Origin of the sequence: Methanorbis rubei, assembly GCF_032714495.1 — an archaeon.
Classification (GTDB): domain Archaea; phylum Halobacteriota; class Methanomicrobia; order Methanomicrobiales; family Methanocorpusculaceae; genus Methanocorpusculum; species Methanocorpusculum rubei.
In genome coordinates, this window is sequence record NZ_JAWDKB010000004.1 from 93,792 (window position 1) to 112,282 (window position 18,491).

Genomic DNA, 18,491 nt, shown 5'->3' on the forward strand with positions numbered 1-18,491 from the left:
AAAAATAGATAGGGGTGTAAATGCTATACTCTTTGCATGGACGAGTGTTGCACGGTGAATCTGACGGTGCGGTATCTGACGAAGAAGTGGATGCTGCTGATTATTCTTGAGCTGTTTAAGGGAGATAATCATACCAGAAGGTTTTCGGAGCTGAAAGACCGGCTGCCTGATATTACGGCGAAGGTTCTGTCCGAGCGGCTGCAGGAACTGGAGGCAGAGGGAATTGTCTCAAAGCATGTTGATGCGAGCGTTGTTCCTATCAGATCAGAGTACACGCTGACTGCGAGCGGTATCGAGCTGATGGAGGTTGTGCGGGGGATTAAGTACTGGGCGCTGAAGTGGAAGATCGATAATATTCCCTGCGGCGATCAGGAGTGTAAGCACTGTAAGTTGTGATGATTCATTCTGTAGGCGGTGTCTGTTACACGTCGCCTTCTCGCGAAAAATCATGCCTTTCACATGCTACACCATGCAAAACTCCGCCAACTCTGCGCCAACTATACGCAACCGTTTGCCGCATCATAAAGACTAAAACCAAAATCCAATGCCATATGAAAGGAATTCGTATATACGTATAGTGAAAACGAAAATTCACTTCCATTAACCAAATAGAGATCAATAGCCCCAAAGAGATCCAGGCAAAACACACTCCAACTATACGCACTATACGAAATAGCAACCAAACACAACAAAATCAAAAAATATGCAAAATACAATGATTTCAACTATACGAAAAACCTCACGAACATTACGCATACATAATATTCTGTGAAAATATGAAAGGGCCAAGGCCGGGACTCGAACCCGGGTCTAAGGATCCACAGTCCTAAAGGATGACCAGCTACCCTACCTTAGCCTGAAAACCAGTTTCTCTGGAATGAATTCGGTTTCACACCGCCGTGTGAAACACTCTACTAGATAGGGTGTTCCCAAATATTAACATATCCTTTGGATTGCAGTGGGGACGGGATGTGTTCGTTGATTTGGAATAGGACTTACGCGGTATATGAAATAGCATAAGGAAAAGGGATTCTTTGTCCTTGATTTTATTTGGGGCAACCACGGAACACACTGAACACACTGAATTCCACGGAAAAACACAGAATACCGCTTCGCTTACGGAAAACACAGAAAGCCTAAGGAAGTTGGCATCTCAAAACGGTAACATATACTAATACCCGTACACTTAGGCTTTCCGTGTTTTCCGTAAGCGAAGCGGTATTCTGTGTTTTTTCCGTGGAATTCCGTGTGTTCAGTGTGTTCCGTGGTTGCCCCAAGCGAGAACATCTACAGAAAAATCCGCAATGAAACTCATCACCGCGTGACTCCTATTGGAAATAAATTTTGTTAGTTGTGATTCTCTGTAGGTGGTTTCACGTGGTTGCCCCAAATGCGGCCACATAAAAAAATTCCAACAAACGAAAATCATTCACCCGAAAAAAAAGTCCCGGAAGCCATTCACGTTTATTACTGTCCACCACCAATAGTTACGTAGTTTTTGTCTCTGTTTTTGGATTTCAGAGAGCGAGGGAAAAGAAATATGACAGAAGAACACTTCCGGACCCCGATCGTCTGCGTGCTCGGGCACGTAGACCACGGGAAAACATCGCTTCTGGATAGGATTCGCGGCTCGCGTGTTACCGCAGGCGAAGCTGGGGCCATCACCCAGCATATCGGTGCAACCCTGATACCGATCGACTCCATCCAGAAAATAAGCGGTGACTTGGGAAAGATGAAGACCACCGTCCCGGGCCTTCTCTTCATTGACACACCGGGACACCACGCATTCACCACGCTTCGTGCCCGCGGCGGAGCACTTGCCGACATCGCAATTCTCGTGGTTGACGTGAATGAGGGATTCAAACAGCAGACGATCGAAGCACTACAGATTCTTCGAAACTGCAAAACCCCGTTCATCATTGCCGCAACAAAAATCGACCGCATCCCGGGCTGGCGGCCGCAGCAGAACGCAGGATTCCTGAAATCATACAAAAGCCAGAACGAACGCGCCCAGACCGAGTGTGAAAACCGCGTCTACGAACTCGTCGGCAAACTCTCCGATCTCGGCTTCAACTCCGAACGGTTCGACCGCGTGAGTGACTTCCAGCGAAACCTTGTGATCGTTCCGGTCAGCAGTATGACCGGAGAAGGCATCGGTGATCTGCTGATGGTCATGATCGGTCTCGCCCAGCGCTTCTTAACTGACGGCCTCAAGATGACGGTCGAAGGGCCGGGCGTCGGCACTGTCCTTGAAGTGAAAGAAGAAAAAGGCCTTGGAACCACTTTGGATGTCATCCTCTATGACGGCATCATCAACCTCGGCGATGAAATAGCCGTTGCCGGAGCTGATGGTCCCATCGCCACCAAAGTGCGGGCACTTCTCCAGCCGCGGCCGATGAAGGAGATCCTCATCGAAGACCGGTTTGAACGCGTCAAGTCCGTGACTGCCGCAGCCGGAGTCAAAATAACTGCGCCGAATCTGGAGACCGTCATTGCCGGCTCTCCCCTTCGGGTCATCCGCGATGATCGCGACGCAGTGCTTGCAAAAATCGATCAGGAGATGCAGGAGATCAATGTCAAACTCTCCGAAGTCGGTATCACGGTTCGCGCCGACACGATCGGAGCCCTTGAAGCCCTCTCCAAAGAGCTGGAAGGAAAGAACATCCCAATCATGCGCGCCGAAGTGGGGCCGGTCAGCCGTCATGACCTGATTGAGATCAGCGTGATGAAGGATGAGTTCTACAAAACCGTGCTCTGCTTCAATGTCCCTCTCCTCTCAGACGCAGAGGCAATGATCCGCGACGGTGAGGTGGATGTCAAGGTCTTTTCTAACCGCGTCATCTACAAACTCATCGACGAGTACATCGCATGGCGCGACGAACTTACCCGTGCGCGTGAGGCAAAACAGTTTGAGACCGTTGTGCTTCCTGCAAAGTTCTCGATTCTTCCCGGCTGCGTATTCCGCCAGAGCGGCCCTGCGGTTGTCGGCGTGCGGATTTTGGGAGGAATTCTCCGGCCGCATGTCAATGTCTCGACGCGCGAAGGCAAGGTTGTCGGTGAGATCAAACAGATCAAACTGAACAAAGAAAGCATTCAGGAAGCAAAGGAAGGGGCAGAAGTTGCGATCTCCATTGACGGTGTTATCATCGGGCGGCAAATCGATGTCGGAGAGACGCTTTACGTTGCCGTTCCCGAGCGGCATGTGAAGGTTTTAGAGACTGAAATGTACTCCCATTTAAACCCGGGTACCAAAGAGGCTCTTGAGGAGTATGCCAATATTTTCCGCAAGACCGAGTACTTCTGGGGGAAGTAGTATTAATGGGGAGAGACTAACTATATGGGTACTTCGGCATCCTATTGATATCGAGGAGATGTGCTAATACAATGGTAGACTTTAAGGTCGTACTGTCAGACCCGAAATCCGGTCTTTCGTACAAAATAGATGCCACGGGCGCAGCAGCAGGTGCACTTCTGGGAAAGAAGATCGGCACTGAAGTTGACGGCGCTCCGTTTGGTATGAACGGTTACAAGATTACAATCACCGGCGGATCCGATAAAACCGGAATTCCGGCACGCGCTGACCTTCCAGGCAACGGCAAGAGACACCTTCTCTTATCCGATGGATTTGGTTTCCACGCAACCCACAACGGTGAGAGAAGAAGAAAGACCCAGCGCGGCAACGAGATCGCAGCTGACTTCGTTCAGGTAAATGCCAAAATCTCCACCTACGGCGAAAAGCCGGTCGCAGAGATCTTTGCATCGGCAGAAGCCGCAGCAGAGTAAATCTCTCATCAATACTTTTTCTCTTCTTCAAAATTTCTCAAAAAAAGTTATTGTTTCTGAATCTACACCGTCTCTTTTAGAGCCGGCAAGTATGCATCGTACGCGACGCGGTATTTTTTTGCCAGAAGAACCATGGCAGCCTGCGGCAGCAGAAGATTGTCGAAATGTCGATTGATCTCCTGAAGTTCAGCAGCGAGATCTTTTTTGTTTTTGCCGGTCGCATTCACAATGTCATCGAAGAGTGCTTCGACCGGATCTTTTTCCGCCTCGGTTGCAGAAAAGATCTCATCACCCGGCCGAAATCCCAAAGGAATCGTGACGTCTGCAAGCGTGCCGGTAAAGCGGTAGCTCGCTTCCGAGCCGTCTTTATTCAGGAGGTTGCGTTTTTCCGCGATATCGATCAGCTTTTTTGCCTGATCCTGACTCATCCACCGTTTGTCCTGCACATAGTAGAACACCAGCTCCATCTTGGTGAGCTTCTCTTTTCTTCCATGTTTGAATGGTGCGGCGATAGTGGTTTCCAGCTCGTTCACGAAAGAGCCTCAAGAATCATCTTCTTCATGTCCATTGAGTCGAACCCTTCAATCGACGGGGACTTGGTGATGAAGACCTCTGTTCTGTCGCCTTTCTCAATTGTCCGGATCATAAATCGGTGATCATTTAACGGCACATTGCCGGACGCCTTGAGCACGGTGTCGGTGAGGATGACGACAATGTCAGCAGCATCGGTTGCAATTTTGCTCATCTGAGAGCCTTGTTCAATCTTTTCAAATCCAAGCCGGTCATTCGCGAGCAAAACGCTGATCTCCCGCTTGATAGGTCCGCGCTCTGTCCGGAAGTTGTCCTGCCGTCCGGCAAGGGACTCTACCGCATTCAGAAATACCGGAAAGTGAACGTCTGCTTCGAACTCAAGATCGCAGCGGTTGGGGAACTGATAGGACACTCTTCTCATGTATCAGATATTGGCATCTGCTACGGATAAGTATATTCTGCTGTGAAACCGGCGAAGCACCGGGAAAAGAAAAAAAATATTATGGTTATTCAAGCAGGACTGCGTTGATAACGCCGTCCTGACCTGGGCGGCTGACGATGCGGGCTTTACCGAGATCGGTGATGATGATTGCGCCCTTGGTCATCAGACTTCTACGAACATAGTTCGGGTTTGCTGCATTCTCTGCCACAGAAGTGATCTTTGCCTTCTGGACTTTTCCGGTCTTCTTGTCGCTGACGTTGGCGAACTCACAGCGGAGTGCGCGAACTTTCGTGTTGCCGCCAGTAACTCTGATGGTCTTTACGCGGGTTACCCCAACGATGGTGTCTGCCGGGGATCTGCCGATCTCGAACCGTTTCTTGCCACGGTTTGCGTGGTAGCGGCCGCCGGTAGACTTTCTAACGGATCTTCCTTGCCAAAGCATGAATTAATTATCTCCTATAATGTGTTTCTCTGAACGAATGTCTGGAAGTGTCCAGACATCTCAGTCTTTTACAGAGTCCTATATGTGTTGGTTCTCCGAATATTTAAAATCCTTTAGGCAAGGATCGCGTCGACGACTTCTTTGACACCTTCACCTTTTCTGAGATTGGTTTTGATGATGATCATCTCAGGGTTGTAGCGTTTGATGTCGTTTATCATGCGTTCGACATTACAGCCGACCGCTTCTGCGAGATCGACTTTGTTGATGACCGCAATCTGGCAGTCGCGGAACATCATAGGATGTTTGTTGACTACGTCGTCACCTTCGGTGGTGGAGATAACGACGATGCGTTTCTCTGCGCCAAGCTTGAAGTCGGTCGGGCAGACCATGTTGCCGACGTTTTCGATTAAGACGACATCGATTCCATGCAGGTCAAGGTGGTCAAGTGCGTGGTGAACGAGATGCGCGTCAAGGTGGCATTCTTTTCCGGTGTTTGCATTGAATGCCGGAATGCCGGTCTTGACGATTCTCTGGAAGTCGTCGTCTCCGTAAACATCGCCTGCAATTGCTGCGGCATTGAGGTTGCGGCGTTTGAGTTCAGGAACTACCTGTTCGACAAGAGAGGTTTTGCCAGAGCCAATAGCTCCAAGAAGATCAAATGCGCGAACGCCGTGCGCCTTGAAATGTTCTGCGTTATGTTCCGCAAGACGGTTGTTTGCGCCGTAAATCTCGGCTTCCATGTGAACATCCACGTGATGCATAATCGTAGTATTGGTGTGCGTCTGGTTTATAGATGCACTATTTTTATTCTGCGTATGAGTGCGTCATACCGAAAACAAGAAAAATATGTTTTTGGTCGAGTTGTGCTGACACAAAGTAATCTTATGAAAACAATGTGTAAAGTTATATTAACATAAACGATCCATTATGTTATGTCAGAAAAATTCTGACACCCCAATAGACACACGATAAAGGAGAAACGTCATTATGAACACTCTGGCAAAAATTACTGCGGTTCTGTTTGCACTGACATTGCTGGTCATGCCGATAGCAGCAGTCGAAACAGAGGGGGAACACGGCATTTTCGTCGTGTCTACCGACGCAGACCACCCTATTGCATATTTGAAATACATTCCACTCGATGAGCATGAAAAAATCCCCGAACACATGGAACTTCGCCCCTACTTCCGGGACAGTGATCCTGAGTTCGTGGTCATTGATGCTGAAGATCGTCCAACCGATGAAAATATGATCATGACCGAAATGACTACGCTTCGGCCAAGCACTGTTTCAGACAACACTGCTGCATCGGTAACGTACGAGTATGCGGCAATTCCGTAAACGAAAATATCAATATCCAATTTTTTTCAGGGCCCCGCCAATTACCTTATAGATCTTCACGCCAAACAGTACTCCATCCATGGCGATTCGTTTTCTCTACCCCTGTTATTTCAACGCAGGACTGACCCGCGCTCAAGGCAGACGCGTGGCAAAGACTCTTGCCGTAGCCTCACCGAACCTTGCCCAGGTTGCGCGTGCGGTCAAACAATGCAGTGTAACTGTTCTTGACGAAGAACGCGATATCATGCATCCTGCCCACTGGTTCTCCCGGGAAGGCAGGCTGCGGGTTGAGTATGAGGGAAGCAAAGAGGAACTTCTCCAGAAAGTTGCACACAAACTGAGCGGGAACTAACACCATCATGTACGATTTCCACTGCCACACCACCATGAGCGACGGAGAGCTTCTGCCAACCGAACTTCTTCGGAGACTTTCTGTTCTCGGCTATACTGAAGTTGCCATCTCGGATCATGCGGACTTCTCCAATGTCAAAGCACTGCTTTCTGCGCAGGCAGCGGTAAAAAAATCCGCAGAACTTTATGGTCTCTGTCTTTACTCAGGCATTGAGATTACGCATGTGCCACCAGAACAGATCGATGAACTGGCAGGATATGCGAAAGTGCTTGGGGCAGAGATTGTGGTGGTACATGGCGAGACGGTTTCTGAACCGGTAGCTCCGGGAACTAATATGGCAGCACTCTCCAGCAGTTATGTGGACATCCTCGCACACCCTGGCCTCATCACCGAAGAAGAGGCCAGACTTGCCGCACGGAACAATATATTTCTGGAAATTACTGCGCGGGGCGGACACAACCGAACAAACGGTCATGTGGTGTCCGAAGCCCGTCGCGCGGGCGCATCTCTTGTCGTCGAGTCTGATGCCCATGGTCCGGACGATCTGTTGAGTGAATCGGTGAAGTATCTTGTTGCGCGGGGGGCCGGGATGAGTGAGGAAGAGGCCAGAGCGGTTCTTTCCCTTTCGGCAAATGAAGTCAGAAATATCTGACTCTATTTTACTATTCTGGAATAAGTTTATATGGGTCTCGCTCATCATAATATATTGCATATATATTCTGTGGTTTGAATCTGCGATATATGCGGTATGATATTCGAGGCTGATTTGTGAAGTTTGCAGGAAGTGTTACAGCAGTACTTGGTCGACGACTGTTAGTTGTCAGAAGTGATGCGGGCCAGCTTCCTCCTCTCTACACCGGGGTCGCCGATGCAAAAAATCGCCCTGTTGGTAGAATTGTAGATCTTTATGGAAGTGTTTCACGCCCATATCTTACCGTTCTGTGCAATGAAGGTGTTTGTACAGGTATTGGGGATGATCTTTACGTGATCCCCGAGTCAAAACCAGAAATGCCAGGGAAAAAACATCATCATGCGTCCGGACGCACGGGGGCGGACAATAACCGCCGCCCGAAGACCGGGGGTTCAATATGGAAAAAGAAATCGAGAAGCTGAAACAGTTAAAAGAAGAGCGCGAAAAGATGAAACAGCGGCAGAACACCGCTGTGGAAAAGGTAAAGGAGAAGCAGGGAGGCAATGACACTACCGCGACGGTCTGTCCAGAGTGCGGCAGCCGCCAGCTTGTCCATGACTATGAGCGTGCAGAACTGGTTTGTCAGCAGTGCGGTCTTGTGCTGGACGATGATTTCATCGACCGCGGACCGGAATGGCGTGCGTTTGATCATGATCAGAGAATGAAGAGGTCTCGTGTTGGAGCGCCCATGACCTTTACGATTCACGATAAGGGTCTTTCCACCATGATCGACTGGAGAAACCGCGACAGTTATGGTCGTGCAATCTCTTCGAAGAACCGTGCCCAGCTCTACCGGCTGAGAAAGTGGCAGCGCCGTATCAGAGTTTCAAATGCTACCGAGCGTAACCTTGCATTTGCCTTATCCGAACTGGATCGTATGGCATCTGCTCTTGGTCTTCCAAGAAACGTGCGTGAGACCGCAGCAGTTGTTTACCGTGACGCGGTTGACAAGAACCTGATTCGCGGAAGAAGTATCGAAGGAGTGGCAGCAGCCGCCCTTTACGCGGCATGCCGTCAGTGTAATGTTCCGCGAACGCTTGATGAGATTGCGGAAGTGTCGCGTGTTTCAAGAAAAGAGATCGGCAGAACCTACCGGTTCATTTCCCGTGAGCTTGGCTTGAAACTTCTGCCGACTTCTCCGGGCGACTATGTGCCGAGATTCTGTTCAGGTCTGAACCTGAAGGGTGAGGTCCAGTCGCGTGCGATGGAGATCTTGAAGCAGGCAGGCGAACGCGAGCTTACGAGCGGGCGCGGTCCAACGGGTGTAGCTGCCGCTGCCATCTATATCTCCTCAATTCTTTCCGGAGAACGCAGAACTCAGCGTGAAGTCGCTGATGTTGCGGGTGTGACCGAGGTCACGATTCGGAACAGATATAAGGAATTGGCAGAACAATTAGATATTGAGATTATTCTCTGATCGGGATTAACTTCCCAACAATACTTTTTATCGGGCTCGTATATCAGGGGTAGATAGCTACGTTCGCAACGTAGATGCCGCGGGTTCAAATCCCGCCGGGTCCATTTTTGTTTATTTCATTTTCTGTGATGTGGTTTTGCTTGGAGTAACCACGGATCACACAGAAATTTACGGAGCTTTACGGAAAAAATGCACGGAGAATGCCTGCGGCGCCGGATTCGCATGCCTTCGGCCTGCTCACCGCTTTGCGGGAATGCACGGAAGACCTAAGGAGGTTGGAAACTTTCTGATTCTACAAAAAATTTAGTTCGTTTTTTTGGAGGAGATGTTGGGCGAAGATGATTTTTGTGTGATCAAAGACTCAGACTTCCTTATTTTTCCGTGCATTCCCGCAAAGCGGTGAGCAGGCCGAAGGCATGCGAATCCGGCGCCGCAGGCATTCTCCGTGCATTTTTTCCGTGAAACTCTGTGTGCTCCGTGCATTCCGTGGTTACTCCAAACGAGACCAAAGACACAAAAAAAGAAAAATGAAATTGGTTGAAAAATATTTCTACTCTTCTTCCGCTGCATTGATCTCTGCGATATGTCTACGGACAGCAATAGTATCTGCTGAAAGAGGAAGATCCTCCCACTTAACCAGGTCACCATCGACATCACAGAGAGCAACCGGTGGGTCGGACTTCTGAGTCAGGAATGCCGTCACCAGCATTGCAATACCACTCATTGCCCAGGGCACGAAGGTCTGAATACCGATCCAGAGATTGTCCTGCGGCTCGATTGCAATCTGGCCGAAGTAAATCGACTGGGCAATAATACAGCCGATCACACCAATAAATCCGACAACAATCGACGCGATCGCAGACGATGCATTACATCTCTTCCAGAAGAGAGCGCCTATCAGTGCCCAGAACATGCAGTTGAAGAGAATCGTAAACGAGAAGATCATCATCCAGTACAAACTATCGATTACGAAACTGAAGAACACACAGAATATGCCTATCACCAGCACCAGCAAACGGGTAAGTCGAAGAACCTGCAACGAGGTCGTTGCATATTTGGAGAGCGAACCATGCAGCATCAGTGTAGAGATTGCCGCTGACGCTGCAAAGATCGTGGAACTTGAGGTTGACATAATCGCCGCAAGAAGCGAGCCGATAAACACTGCCATCAGAAGAACACCGATCATGCCCATCACGCTTGGATCAAACAGCTTCTCCGCAAGAACCAAGAGAACATAGTTTCCATCCTCTGCAAGAACGTCTGCCATGGGAGCACCCGAAGCAGTTGTCGCTCCCTGCGAGACCATCACGATTGCAATCAAGGCGATCAGCATCGAAAAAAATCCTGCAATTGCATACATTCCTGAGCCGATAAGAAGACCCTGCTGTGCGGATTTAGTGTCGCGAGCACAGAGAACGCGCTGCGTCAGCTCAACCGAGGCAAGATATCCAAATCCCATTCCCGAAAGGCCTGCAATCCAGGTGAAGATACCGAGAGGATCAACCGTGAATCCGGTACTCACTGCGCCTGCCCCGTCATTGGGGAACAAATTCCAGAAATTGTACGGCGTTGCAGCATTCAAGGCCTCAAGTCCTCCGACAAAGATGATTCCGGTCGGAATCAGGATGATCAGTCCAAGCATAATCATCACTGCCTGAATGTTGTCGGTGTAGACGACCGCAAGCATTCCGCCAAGATAGGTGTACAATACCACAATGAGTCCTGAGATGATCGCACAGATGAGAGGATCAAAGTCCAGAAACAGTTTGAAGATGGTGGTCAGGGCGACGATGTTTGCCGCGGTCCAGGTTATCATGGAAGGGATGCACATCAGCGTGGCAACAGTTGCGCCTCGCTTGCCAAACCGCAGACGATACATCTCGCTTAAGGATGCGATCTTGAGTTTTCGAAGAATCGCACAGAAGAAGACCGCCATCAAGACAAGCGTCAGACAGGTTGCCCAGGGGTCTGCGATGGTGGATACTACGTATCCTGTATATGCGGTTCCCGCAGCTCCAAGAAGTACGCCGCCGCACCAGTTGGTAGAAAAAACTGTTCCGCCGACCATTAAGGGGCCGACACCTTTGCTTGCGACCAGATAATCTGCTGCACTTTTATCTGCGCCTTTCCGCTGTACAAAGTATCCGATGGCAATCATCGATGCCATGTAAATGACGACAATTATCAGTACGAGATTGTCGATAAAGAACTGACTTACCTGCTCTAAACCCATAGACCACACTCCAGATTTGATGGGAAAATATATTGGATAAACGCCTGCTGCCACCCCCGTGACATCACACGTGTTATACTAACTTTGTTGCCCTCGTAATTTCTTAAAGGTGTCTCCTGCATTGTGTCTGATACTCTGTGGTCTGTGAAACATCCGGCCCGGAATTTTTTCTGGAAAAAATGTATTTGTTTCGTCACAAAATTTTTTTGAAAATTATTTTTTGAAAAAAATATTTTTTTTATCGGCAGATATCTTCTGCCGCGCAGATATCTCCGGGTCTCAGACGATGGTGATCTCTATAGTGTCATAGATCTCCTGATACTCAATGCCGTCTGCGGTAACTTTGGTTATCAGCATATCACGAATCATGGTCTGTTCGTTAGCAAGATTATTCTGATCGTACTGGCCGTCACCGACATCGATTGCATCACCAATCGTCCGTGTGTAGGTAAGCCGATCGCCTGCTTTTACCATTCGTGTGTCAATGCCCTTTTCCTCGCATTCTTCATTTGTCCAGAAGCCAGTCTTCTCGGTTCCTTCGGCATAAATCGGAATACGAATGGTGTCGCCCTTTTCAAGTCCCATGACGTTTCCGGCAATGACATTATACTCTCCCATCAGGAACCAGTACGGACTCTTGTGGGTCTTGGTCGGGATAGTAAGGTCGTCATTTTCCGTGGTTGCCCCAGCGGTAATTACTGGGTCTTCGGTCAAAATAATCGGGACCGGCATTTTTCCTGCATCAAGAATTTCCTTGTACTTTGTTTCATTTGAGGTGACCATGACGGTGTCACCGATGTACATAGTGAACTCGACGGTGACGTTGTCGCCTGCCTGTATCGGCTCTGACGGGGTCGTCCCGATACAACCGGCAGCAAACACAAGACCGCCGAGAAGAAGAACAGCAAGAATTGCTGCGATATGTTTCATGCGTAATGTATAGGTTACTATACATTAACAAGCTTATGGAAAGGCTGACTGAAAACACTGCGGATACCCTCTAATTAATCATCTTTCCAGACAAATGATACACCACATTCTATAAACGAATACAGTTTCAGGATTTGCATATACAATGGCAGAGGAAATACCCCAGGCACAAATTGAGAAGGACGAAGCGCGAAAGCGGTATGAATTCAAAAAATCGCTGGAAAAGCTGGAAGAAAAAGAGGGCTCAGGAACCGAACTGATCTCCTTATACATCCCGCCGGACAAGCAGATTTACGACGTCACCGCCCAGCTCCGCGACGAGTACGGCCAGTGCGCCAACATCAAAAGCAAACAAACAAGGTCAAACGTGCAGAGTGCAATCTCCTCGATTCTCGCACGGCTGAAATATTTCAAAAACCCGCCGCCGAACGGCATGGCAGTCTTCTGCGGAGCCATCAACATCGGTGGAGACAAAACCGATCTCGAATCGATCATTGTTGAACCGCCGGAGGTAATCCGCACCTACAGCTACCGATGCAGTTCAAGCTTCGAGCTTGAACCTCTCAAAGCGATGCTGGACGACAAGTTCGTCTATGGACTTCTTGTCATCGACCGCCGTGAAGCCTACTGGGGATTTTTACGCGGTACCCACATCGAACCAATCAATGGAACCACCTCGACCGTTCCCGGCAAACAGCGTAAAGGTGGTCAGTCAAGTATTCGTTTCGAACGCCTGCGTCTGATCGCCATCCATGACTTCTATAAAAAAGTCGGCGAACGTGCATCCGAAGCATTCCTGGCTGAACCGAACTTCTTCGAAAAGTTCAAAGGCCTCCTCATTGGCGGCCCGATGCCGACCAAAGAAGAGTTCGCCGAAGGCGACTTCCTGCATCACGAGGTAAAGAAGCGCCTTATTGGTCTCTTTGACGCATCCTACACCAACGAGTTCGGTCTGCGTGAACTCGTCGACAATGCCCAAGACGCCCTTCGCGGTGTCGGCATCATGGACGAGAAGAAGGAGATGACGCGGTTCTTCAAAGAGCTCATCAAAGAAAACGGATGCGCAGCATATGGTGAGGACAGCGTCCGGGCAAACCTTGACGCAGGAGCAGTTGACACTCTGCTGCTTTCCGAGAAACTCAGAAAAGCACGGCTGACCATTCAGTGCGGCAACTGCGGCTATCAGGAGATCAAGACAATGCAGGTTGAAGCCGGCAAAAAGTTCAAGGACCTTCCGCTCGGCCACTGCCCGAAGTGTCAGTCGCCGCTTATCCTTGCTGACGAGAGTGATATTATTGATGAGTTGACGAACCTCGCGGATACGTCCAACACCCGCGTTGAGATCATCTCTGATGATTTCGAGGAAGGTTCCATGCTGTTCAATGCATTCGGCGGAATTGCCGCAGTGCTGCGGTACCCAACAGGGATGTAAGTTTATGTATCGGGAATATATTCAAAAAGTTGAGGCTCTTCTCCGGGAAATTACCGGAGAAGAGGATGTGCTGCTTACTGACGGCGGCGACCATGCCGATATTGCATCGACCGTTGCGTTTGCTCTGGCAAAAAAAGAACGAAAAAATCCTGCGGCAATTGCTTCAGAGATTGTCGCAAAAGTTTCCGCCCGGCCTGACGCTGCGGGAATTGCGGTTTCTGCAAAAGGTCCGTACATTAACTTCGTGTTCGGCGGAGAGTATGTGGCAGACTCTGTTCGTGCTGCTCGCGGAGCGGACTACGGCCAGCTTCCGGCACGGACCGAGCGGGTAATTCTTGAACACACGAGCGCGAACCCGAACGGTCCTCTGCATGTGGGCCACATCAGAAACACTGTTATCGGGGACACGCTGGTGCGTGCGTTCCGAAAGGCAGGGTATTCGGTTGAGGCCCAGTATTATCTCAATGATATGGGCCGCCAGATTGCAATCGTTGCATGGGGCGTGAAAAATCTCCATTACGATAGATTGCCGAACGAGAAGGGCGATGAGTTTATTGTGCGCCATTATGTGGAGGCCAATAAAATCGCGAAGGAAAAACCTGAGATCGAGCCTGAGTTTGATGTGATGATGGAAAAGATCGAGGCAGGCGACCCTGAGACCGTGAAGCTGTTCCATGACTCGGTTGACATCTGTGCTGAAGGCATCAAAGAGACTCTTGCAGCGATGAATGTTCATCACGACAGATTTGTCCGCGAGACGACCTTCCTCTGGAACGGCGAGATGCAGAAGGTTATGGCCAGAATCGAAAAACTGCCCGAGGCCAATCACGAAGATCAGATGATGTATCTGGATCTTTCGGACAAAGGGTTCGGCAACAAGTACGTGCTCCGCCGCAGCAACGGAACTTCGGTGTATGCGGCCCGCGACCTTGCGTTCCATCTCTGGAAGAATGGTCAGTGCGACCGCAGCATCGATGTGCTTGGTGCTGACCACAAACTGATCGGCGCACAACTTCAGGCAACGCTTTCACTGATCGGTGAGCGACCGCCGGAGATTGTGCACTTTGAGTTTGTGTCGTTGCCGGAAGGCTCAATGACGACCCGCGGCGGCGTGTTCATTACGGCTGACGAGCTGATCGCAGAGACGAAGAAGCGTGCTCTTGAAGAGGTGACGGTCCGTCGCCCTGAACTTTCTGAATCAGAACGTCAGCAAATCGCATCCGCAGTCGCGATTGGTGCGGTGCGGTATGATATTGTGAAGGTGTCTGCTGAGAAGTCGACGGTGTTTGACTGGAAGGAGGCACTGGACTTTGAGCGGCAGAGTGCGCCTTACGTTCAGTACGCCCACGCCCGTGCCTGTTCGATTCTGGAGAAGGCAAAAGCCGAAGGAGGGTTTGCAGAGAATTATTCGTATGCAGATCCGTACGAGATTGCACTTGCCAAACACATCGCACATTTCCCCTATGTGATTGAGAAAGTGGTGATGGAGCTTCGTCCGCATCTTCTTGCAACCTATGTCCGCGATCTTGCGGATCTCTTCAACTCGTTCTATCGGTTCGCTCCTGTGCTGAAGGCTGAGGGTTCTGTCCGCGATGCACGGCTGACGCTTGTTGATGCAAGCCGGAACACGCTTGCATCAGCGCTTGATGTTCTTGGCATTGAAGCACTGAAGTCGATGTGATTTCTGAATCAGTGGGGTGGAAATTTTTTTTCTCGCCATTGATCGGATTATTTTTTTGTGGAAAAATATTTTCGCGGATTTTTTTCGCAGAAATTTTTTTGAATAGAACTTACGCGGTGTGGTTCTGTGACATGGAGTTTTGTTTGAAATAACCACGGAATGCACGGAAATATCACGGAGCTTCACTGAATGCACGGAGAACGCCTGCGGCGCCGGAATGCACGGAAAGATTTCCAAGACAATTTATTCTCTTTTACTCTCTCAAAATATGAAAAATATATTCCGTGCATTCCGGCGCCGCAGGCGTTCTCCGTGCATTTCATTTTTTTTCCGTGAAGCTCTGTGTGCTCAGTGCATTCCGTGGTTACTCCAAGCGAGACTATCTACAGAAAAATCCCAAACAATGAAACTCATCACCGCGTAACTCCTATTTGAAAATATTTTTGTGAAATTTTTTTGCAGAAATTTTTTTGATTTTGATCTTTGACATGTCGCTTTGTTTGGAGTAACCACATACAAAAAATTCCAAAAAACAAAAAATAATTTCCCAACCCGCACCCCCCAATCTGCAGTGAGCGTTCATTTCATAAGGTACCATAACAACATATCTGTTTGGAGGTACAAAGGAGCCGCAGCGCTTCTCAATCATACTATAATGACACAACAACTCATACTCAAACCGGAAAACTGCGTAGGATGCAGAACCTGTGAGCTCATGTGCTCCTTTGGCCACAACGGAGTTTTCAATCCGCGTCTCTCCTCAGTGAGCGTCATCGATTATCCTGAGTCAGCAGTCACCATACCACTCATGTGCCTGCAGTGTGAGGACGCCGTCTGCCAGAACGTCTGCCCGGTCGGGGCAATCTACCGCGACAAAAACGACGCGGTCGTCATCGATCCGGCAAAATGTATCGTCTGCAAACTCTGCGTCAACGCGTGCCCGCTCGGAAACATGAAGTTCTCGCCGATCACGCGTTCGGTCTTCAAGTGCGATCTCTGCGGCGGCACGCCTCAGTGCGCAAGATACTGCCATGCAGGGGCAATTGTATATGTCGATCCGCACGAAGACTCGGACCGCAAGAAACGCATCGCTGATCAGTTCAAAGAAGCATTCTCGGAGGTGAAGTCATGAACGGCTATATCGGAACCATACTCAGAGTAAATCTTGCCACGGGAGTGATAACCAAAGAGCCGCTCAACCAACAGCACGCAACAGACTATGTTGGTGCCCGCGGCCTTGGCACCAAATACTTCTGCGACGAAGTTGACCCAAGAGTCGACCCGCTCGGCCCTGACAACAAACTCATCTTCATGACCGGTCCCTTAACGGGGACAGCTGCTGCATCCTGCGGCAGATACGAAGTCGTCGCAAAGTCTCCCTTGACCGGAACAATAGGTGCCGCAAACTCAGGCGGACAGTTCGGACCAGAGCTGAAGTTTGCCGGATATGATGGAATCATCTTTGAAGGCGTCAGTGAAAAACCGGTCTATCTCTACATCAATGATGCAGATGTTGAACTTCGTGACGCTGCCGAACTCTGGGGAAAGTCAGTCCATGCAACAACCGACGAGCTGAATGCAGCTCTTGGGCAATCATTCAGGATCTCCTGCATCGGCCCTCCCGGAGAGAACGGCTGTCTGTATGCCTGCGTCATGAATGAAAAACACCGGGCAGCAGGACGAGGCGGCCTTGGCACCGTCATGGGCAGAAAAAATCTCAAGGCGGTCGCAGTGAAAGGAACCGGTTCGGTTCGTGTTGCCCGTCTGGCAGAGTTCTACGAAGCGTTCAGCGACGCCCGTGCAAAAATTGCCGTACATCCTGTTGCAGGAGAGGGACTTGGTCTGCTCGGGACCGAAGTCCTCGTCAACATCATCAATGAAAGCGGCGCTCTTCCGCTTCACAACTGGCGTGACGGCTCGGTCTTTGACAAAGCCGATGACACCTCAGGCGAACGGCTTGCCGATAAGTTCCTGCTCAAAAACAAAGGATGTTTCGGCTGCTCAATCGCCTGCGGCCGCATCACCCGCGTTGCAACCGGACCCTATCAATCCTTTGGCGAAGGACCCGAGTACGAAGCAGGCTGGTCGTTTGGTGCCGACAGCGGTGTGAGCGATCTCGCCGCAATCGTTCGGGCAAACCATCTCTGCAACGAGTACGGCATGGACCCGATCACGCTCGGGTCAACCATTGCCTGTGCGATGGAGCTGTTCGAGATGGGTGCACTCCCTGAGGAAGATATCGGTATGCCGCTTCGGTTCGGCGATGCCGCGGCCGTGGTGAAACTCACCGAGCTGGTCGGCAGAAACGAAGGTTTCGGGAAAACTCTCTCGCTTGGATCCTATCGGCTCGCAGAACAGTACGGTCATCCCGAACTCTCCATGAGCGTGAAAAAACAGGAGATGCCTGCCTACGACGGTCGTGCCATTCAGGGAATGGCGCTTGAGTACGCGACATCCAACCGCGGCGGCTGTCACGTCCGCGGCTATCTCACGTCCCCTGAGATTCTCGGCATTCCAGTCAAGACCGATCCGCTCGTCACCGAAGGAAAAGCGTCTCTGCTGAAAACATTCCAGGACCTGACCGCTCTCGTCGACAGCCTCGGCATGTGTCTGTTCACCACATTCGCCCTCGGCCTTCCGGAGATTGCAGCCCAGTACCGCGAATGCATCGGCAGCGATGAGTCGGATGCTGACATTCTCCTGAAAGGAGAACGGTGCTGGAATCTTGAAAAACTTTTCAACATCACCGCAGGTGTTGAGAAGGATACCCTGCCGCCGCGGCTTCTGCGGGAGCAACTCCCGTCCGGCCCTGCCAAAGGAAAAGTTGCCGAGCTTGACGTGATGCTCAAGGAGTATTATGAACTCCGCGGCTGGGACAGCGAAGGAGTTCCGTCAAAAGACAAAAAGGACGAACTCAGCATCTGATGGTTTCATGAAAATCAAATTTTTTGCAACCTATCGGGCGATCACCCGCTGCAGCGAAACAAATCTCCCAGCAGAAGAGGACATCCTCTCTCTTCTGCACGAGGTCTCCAGAATTTATCCAGGCCTTCGGAATAAAATCCTCAACAGTGAAGGAACCGACATTGGCCTTGAAGCGATCATTCTGGTAAACGGCAGAAACATCGTTCACTTGAATGGTGTTGACACCAAAATCACCGACGACGATACCGTCGCACTATTTCCGCTTGTAGCCGGAGGATGAGCGAATATATT

Annotated in this window: 18 protein-coding genes and 2 tRNA genes; 13 read left to right on the top strand and 7 right to left on the bottom strand. The window is 50.1% G+C overall.

Annotation, left to right across the window (positions count from 1 at the left end; all coding sequences use genetic code 11):
* The first annotated feature begins 36 nt into the window (after positions 1-36).
* On the top strand, positions 37-396 hold the full coding sequence (locus McpCs1_RS05400; RefSeq protein WP_338096240.1) for a winged helix-turn-helix transcriptional regulator: 360 nt from the start codon (positions 37-39) through the stop codon (positions 394-396).
* A gap of 387 nt (positions 397-783) precedes the next feature.
* Here the strand turns inward: McpCs1_RS05400 and McpCs1_RS05405 are convergent.
* Positions 784-856 (bottom strand) — tRNA-His (locus McpCs1_RS05405).
* A 684-nt stretch (positions 857-1,540) separates the two neighbouring features.
* Between McpCs1_RS05405 and infB the strand changes: the two genes are divergently transcribed.
* Together infB and McpCs1_RS05415 are read left to right on the top strand one after the other, a co-directional pair.
* Positions 1,541-3,313, top strand: coding sequence for a translation initiation factor IF-2 (infB, locus tag McpCs1_RS05410; protein ID WP_338096241.1), 1,773 nt, complete (start codon positions 1,541-1,543; stop codon positions 3,311-3,313).
* A 71-nt stretch (positions 3,314-3,384) separates the two neighbouring features.
* The gene (locus McpCs1_RS05415) at positions 3,385-3,783 is read left to right on the top strand and encodes a 30S ribosomal protein S6e (RefSeq protein WP_338096242.1); all 399 of its coding nucleotides are present in this window, start codon (positions 3,385-3,387) and stop codon (positions 3,781-3,783) included.
* A 62-nt stretch (positions 3,784-3,845) separates the two neighbouring features.
* On the opposite strand, the gene McpCs1_RS05420 is transcribed toward McpCs1_RS05415, so the two are convergent.
* The 4 genes from McpCs1_RS05420 to hypB all read right to left on the bottom strand — a co-directional run bounded on the left by McpCs1_RS05420 (position 3,846) and on the right by hypB (position 5,959).
* Entirely contained in the window at positions 3,846-4,316 is a 471-nt protein-coding gene (locus tag McpCs1_RS05420; protein ID WP_338096243.1) for a DUF2240 family protein, read from the bottom strand.
* A complete protein-coding gene (locus McpCs1_RS05425) occupies positions 4,313-4,735 on the bottom strand; it encodes a hypothetical protein (RefSeq protein WP_338096244.1) in 423 nt (140 codons plus the stop codon). Before McpCs1_RS05425 ends, McpCs1_RS05420 begins: the two co-directional genes overlap by 4 nt.
* Positions 4,736-4,820: 85 nt before the next feature.
* The gene (locus tag McpCs1_RS05430; protein WP_338096245.1) at positions 4,821-5,198 is read right to left on the bottom strand and encodes a 30S ribosomal protein S8e; all 378 of its coding nucleotides are present in this window, start codon (positions 5,196-5,198) and stop codon (positions 4,821-4,823) included.
* Between the two features lie 113 nt (positions 5,199-5,311).
* Positions 5,312-5,959 carry a hydrogenase nickel incorporation protein HypB gene (hypB, locus tag McpCs1_RS05435; RefSeq protein ID WP_338096246.1) on the bottom strand — a complete coding sequence of 216 codons (648 nt, stop codon included), beginning with the start codon at positions 5,957-5,959 and terminating at the stop codon, positions 5,312-5,314.
* A gap of 226 nt (positions 5,960-6,185) precedes the next feature.
* Between hypB and McpCs1_RS05440 the strand changes: the two genes are divergently transcribed.
* From McpCs1_RS05440 to McpCs1_RS05460, 5 genes are all read left to right on the top strand, one after another.
* Positions 6,186-6,539, top strand: coding sequence for a hypothetical protein (locus tag McpCs1_RS05440; RefSeq protein ID WP_338096247.1), 354 nt, complete (start codon positions 6,186-6,188; stop codon positions 6,537-6,539).
* A gap of 79 nt (positions 6,540-6,618) precedes the next feature.
* Entirely contained in the window at positions 6,619-6,891 is a 273-nt protein-coding gene (locus McpCs1_RS05445; RefSeq protein WP_338096248.1) for a signal recognition particle subunit SRP19/SEC65 family protein, read from the top strand.
* A gap of 7 nt (positions 6,892-6,898) precedes the next feature.
* Complete coding sequence (locus McpCs1_RS05450; protein ID WP_338096249.1) at positions 6,899-7,543, top strand: histidinol phosphate phosphatase domain-containing protein; 645 nt, start codon at positions 6,899-6,901, stop codon at positions 7,541-7,543.
* 436 nt (positions 7,544-7,979) lie between these two features.
* Positions 7,980-8,999, top strand: coding sequence for a transcription initiation factor IIB (locus McpCs1_RS05455; RefSeq protein ID WP_338096250.1), 1,020 nt, complete (start codon positions 7,980-7,982; stop codon positions 8,997-8,999).
* Positions 9,000-9,031: 32 nt separating this feature from the next.
* A tRNA-Ala gene (locus tag McpCs1_RS05460) sits at positions 9,032-9,103 on the top strand.
* Between the two features lie 446 nt (positions 9,104-9,549).
* Here the strand turns inward: McpCs1_RS05460 and McpCs1_RS05465 are convergent.
* Positions 9,550-11,232, bottom strand: coding sequence for a sodium:solute symporter family transporter (locus McpCs1_RS05465; RefSeq protein ID WP_338096251.1), 1,683 nt, complete (start codon positions 11,230-11,232; stop codon positions 9,550-9,552).
* Between the two features lie 279 nt (positions 11,233-11,511).
* Positions 11,512-12,162 carry a hypothetical protein gene (locus McpCs1_RS05470; protein WP_338096252.1) on the bottom strand — a complete coding sequence of 217 codons (651 nt, stop codon included), beginning with the start codon at positions 12,160-12,162 and terminating at the stop codon, positions 11,512-11,514.
* A 145-nt stretch (positions 12,163-12,307) separates the two neighbouring features.
* On the opposite strand from McpCs1_RS05470, the gene prf1 reads away from it, so the two are divergent.
* The 5 genes from prf1 (at position 12,308) to McpCs1_RS05495 (ending at position 18,480) form a co-directional block, all read left to right on the top strand.
* Complete coding sequence (prf1, locus tag McpCs1_RS05475) at positions 12,308-13,594, top strand: peptide chain release factor aRF-1 (RefSeq protein ID WP_338096253.1); 1,287 nt, start codon at positions 12,308-12,310, stop codon at positions 13,592-13,594.
* 4 nt (positions 13,595-13,598) lie between these two features.
* Positions 13,599-15,275, top strand: coding sequence for an arginine--tRNA ligase (gene argS / locus McpCs1_RS05480; protein ID WP_338096254.1), 1,677 nt, complete (start codon positions 13,599-13,601; stop codon positions 15,273-15,275).
* 715 nt (positions 15,276-15,990) lie between these two features.
* Positions 15,991-16,407: a 4Fe-4S dicluster domain-containing protein gene (locus McpCs1_RS05485; protein WP_338096255.1), complete on the top strand. Its 417-nt coding sequence runs from the start codon at positions 15,991-15,993 to the stop codon at positions 16,405-16,407.
* Positions 16,404-18,200, top strand: a complete 1,797-nt coding sequence (locus tag McpCs1_RS05490; protein ID WP_338096256.1) for an aldehyde ferredoxin oxidoreductase family protein — start codon at positions 16,404-16,406, stop codon at positions 18,198-18,200. Before McpCs1_RS05485 ends, McpCs1_RS05490 begins: the two co-directional genes overlap by 4 nt.
* A gap of 7 nt (positions 18,201-18,207) precedes the next feature.
* Positions 18,208-18,480 carry a MoaD family protein gene (locus McpCs1_RS05495; protein ID WP_338096257.1) on the top strand — a complete coding sequence of 91 codons (273 nt, stop codon included), beginning with the start codon at positions 18,208-18,210 and terminating at the stop codon, positions 18,478-18,480.
* Positions 18,481-18,491 lie beyond the last annotated feature (11 nt).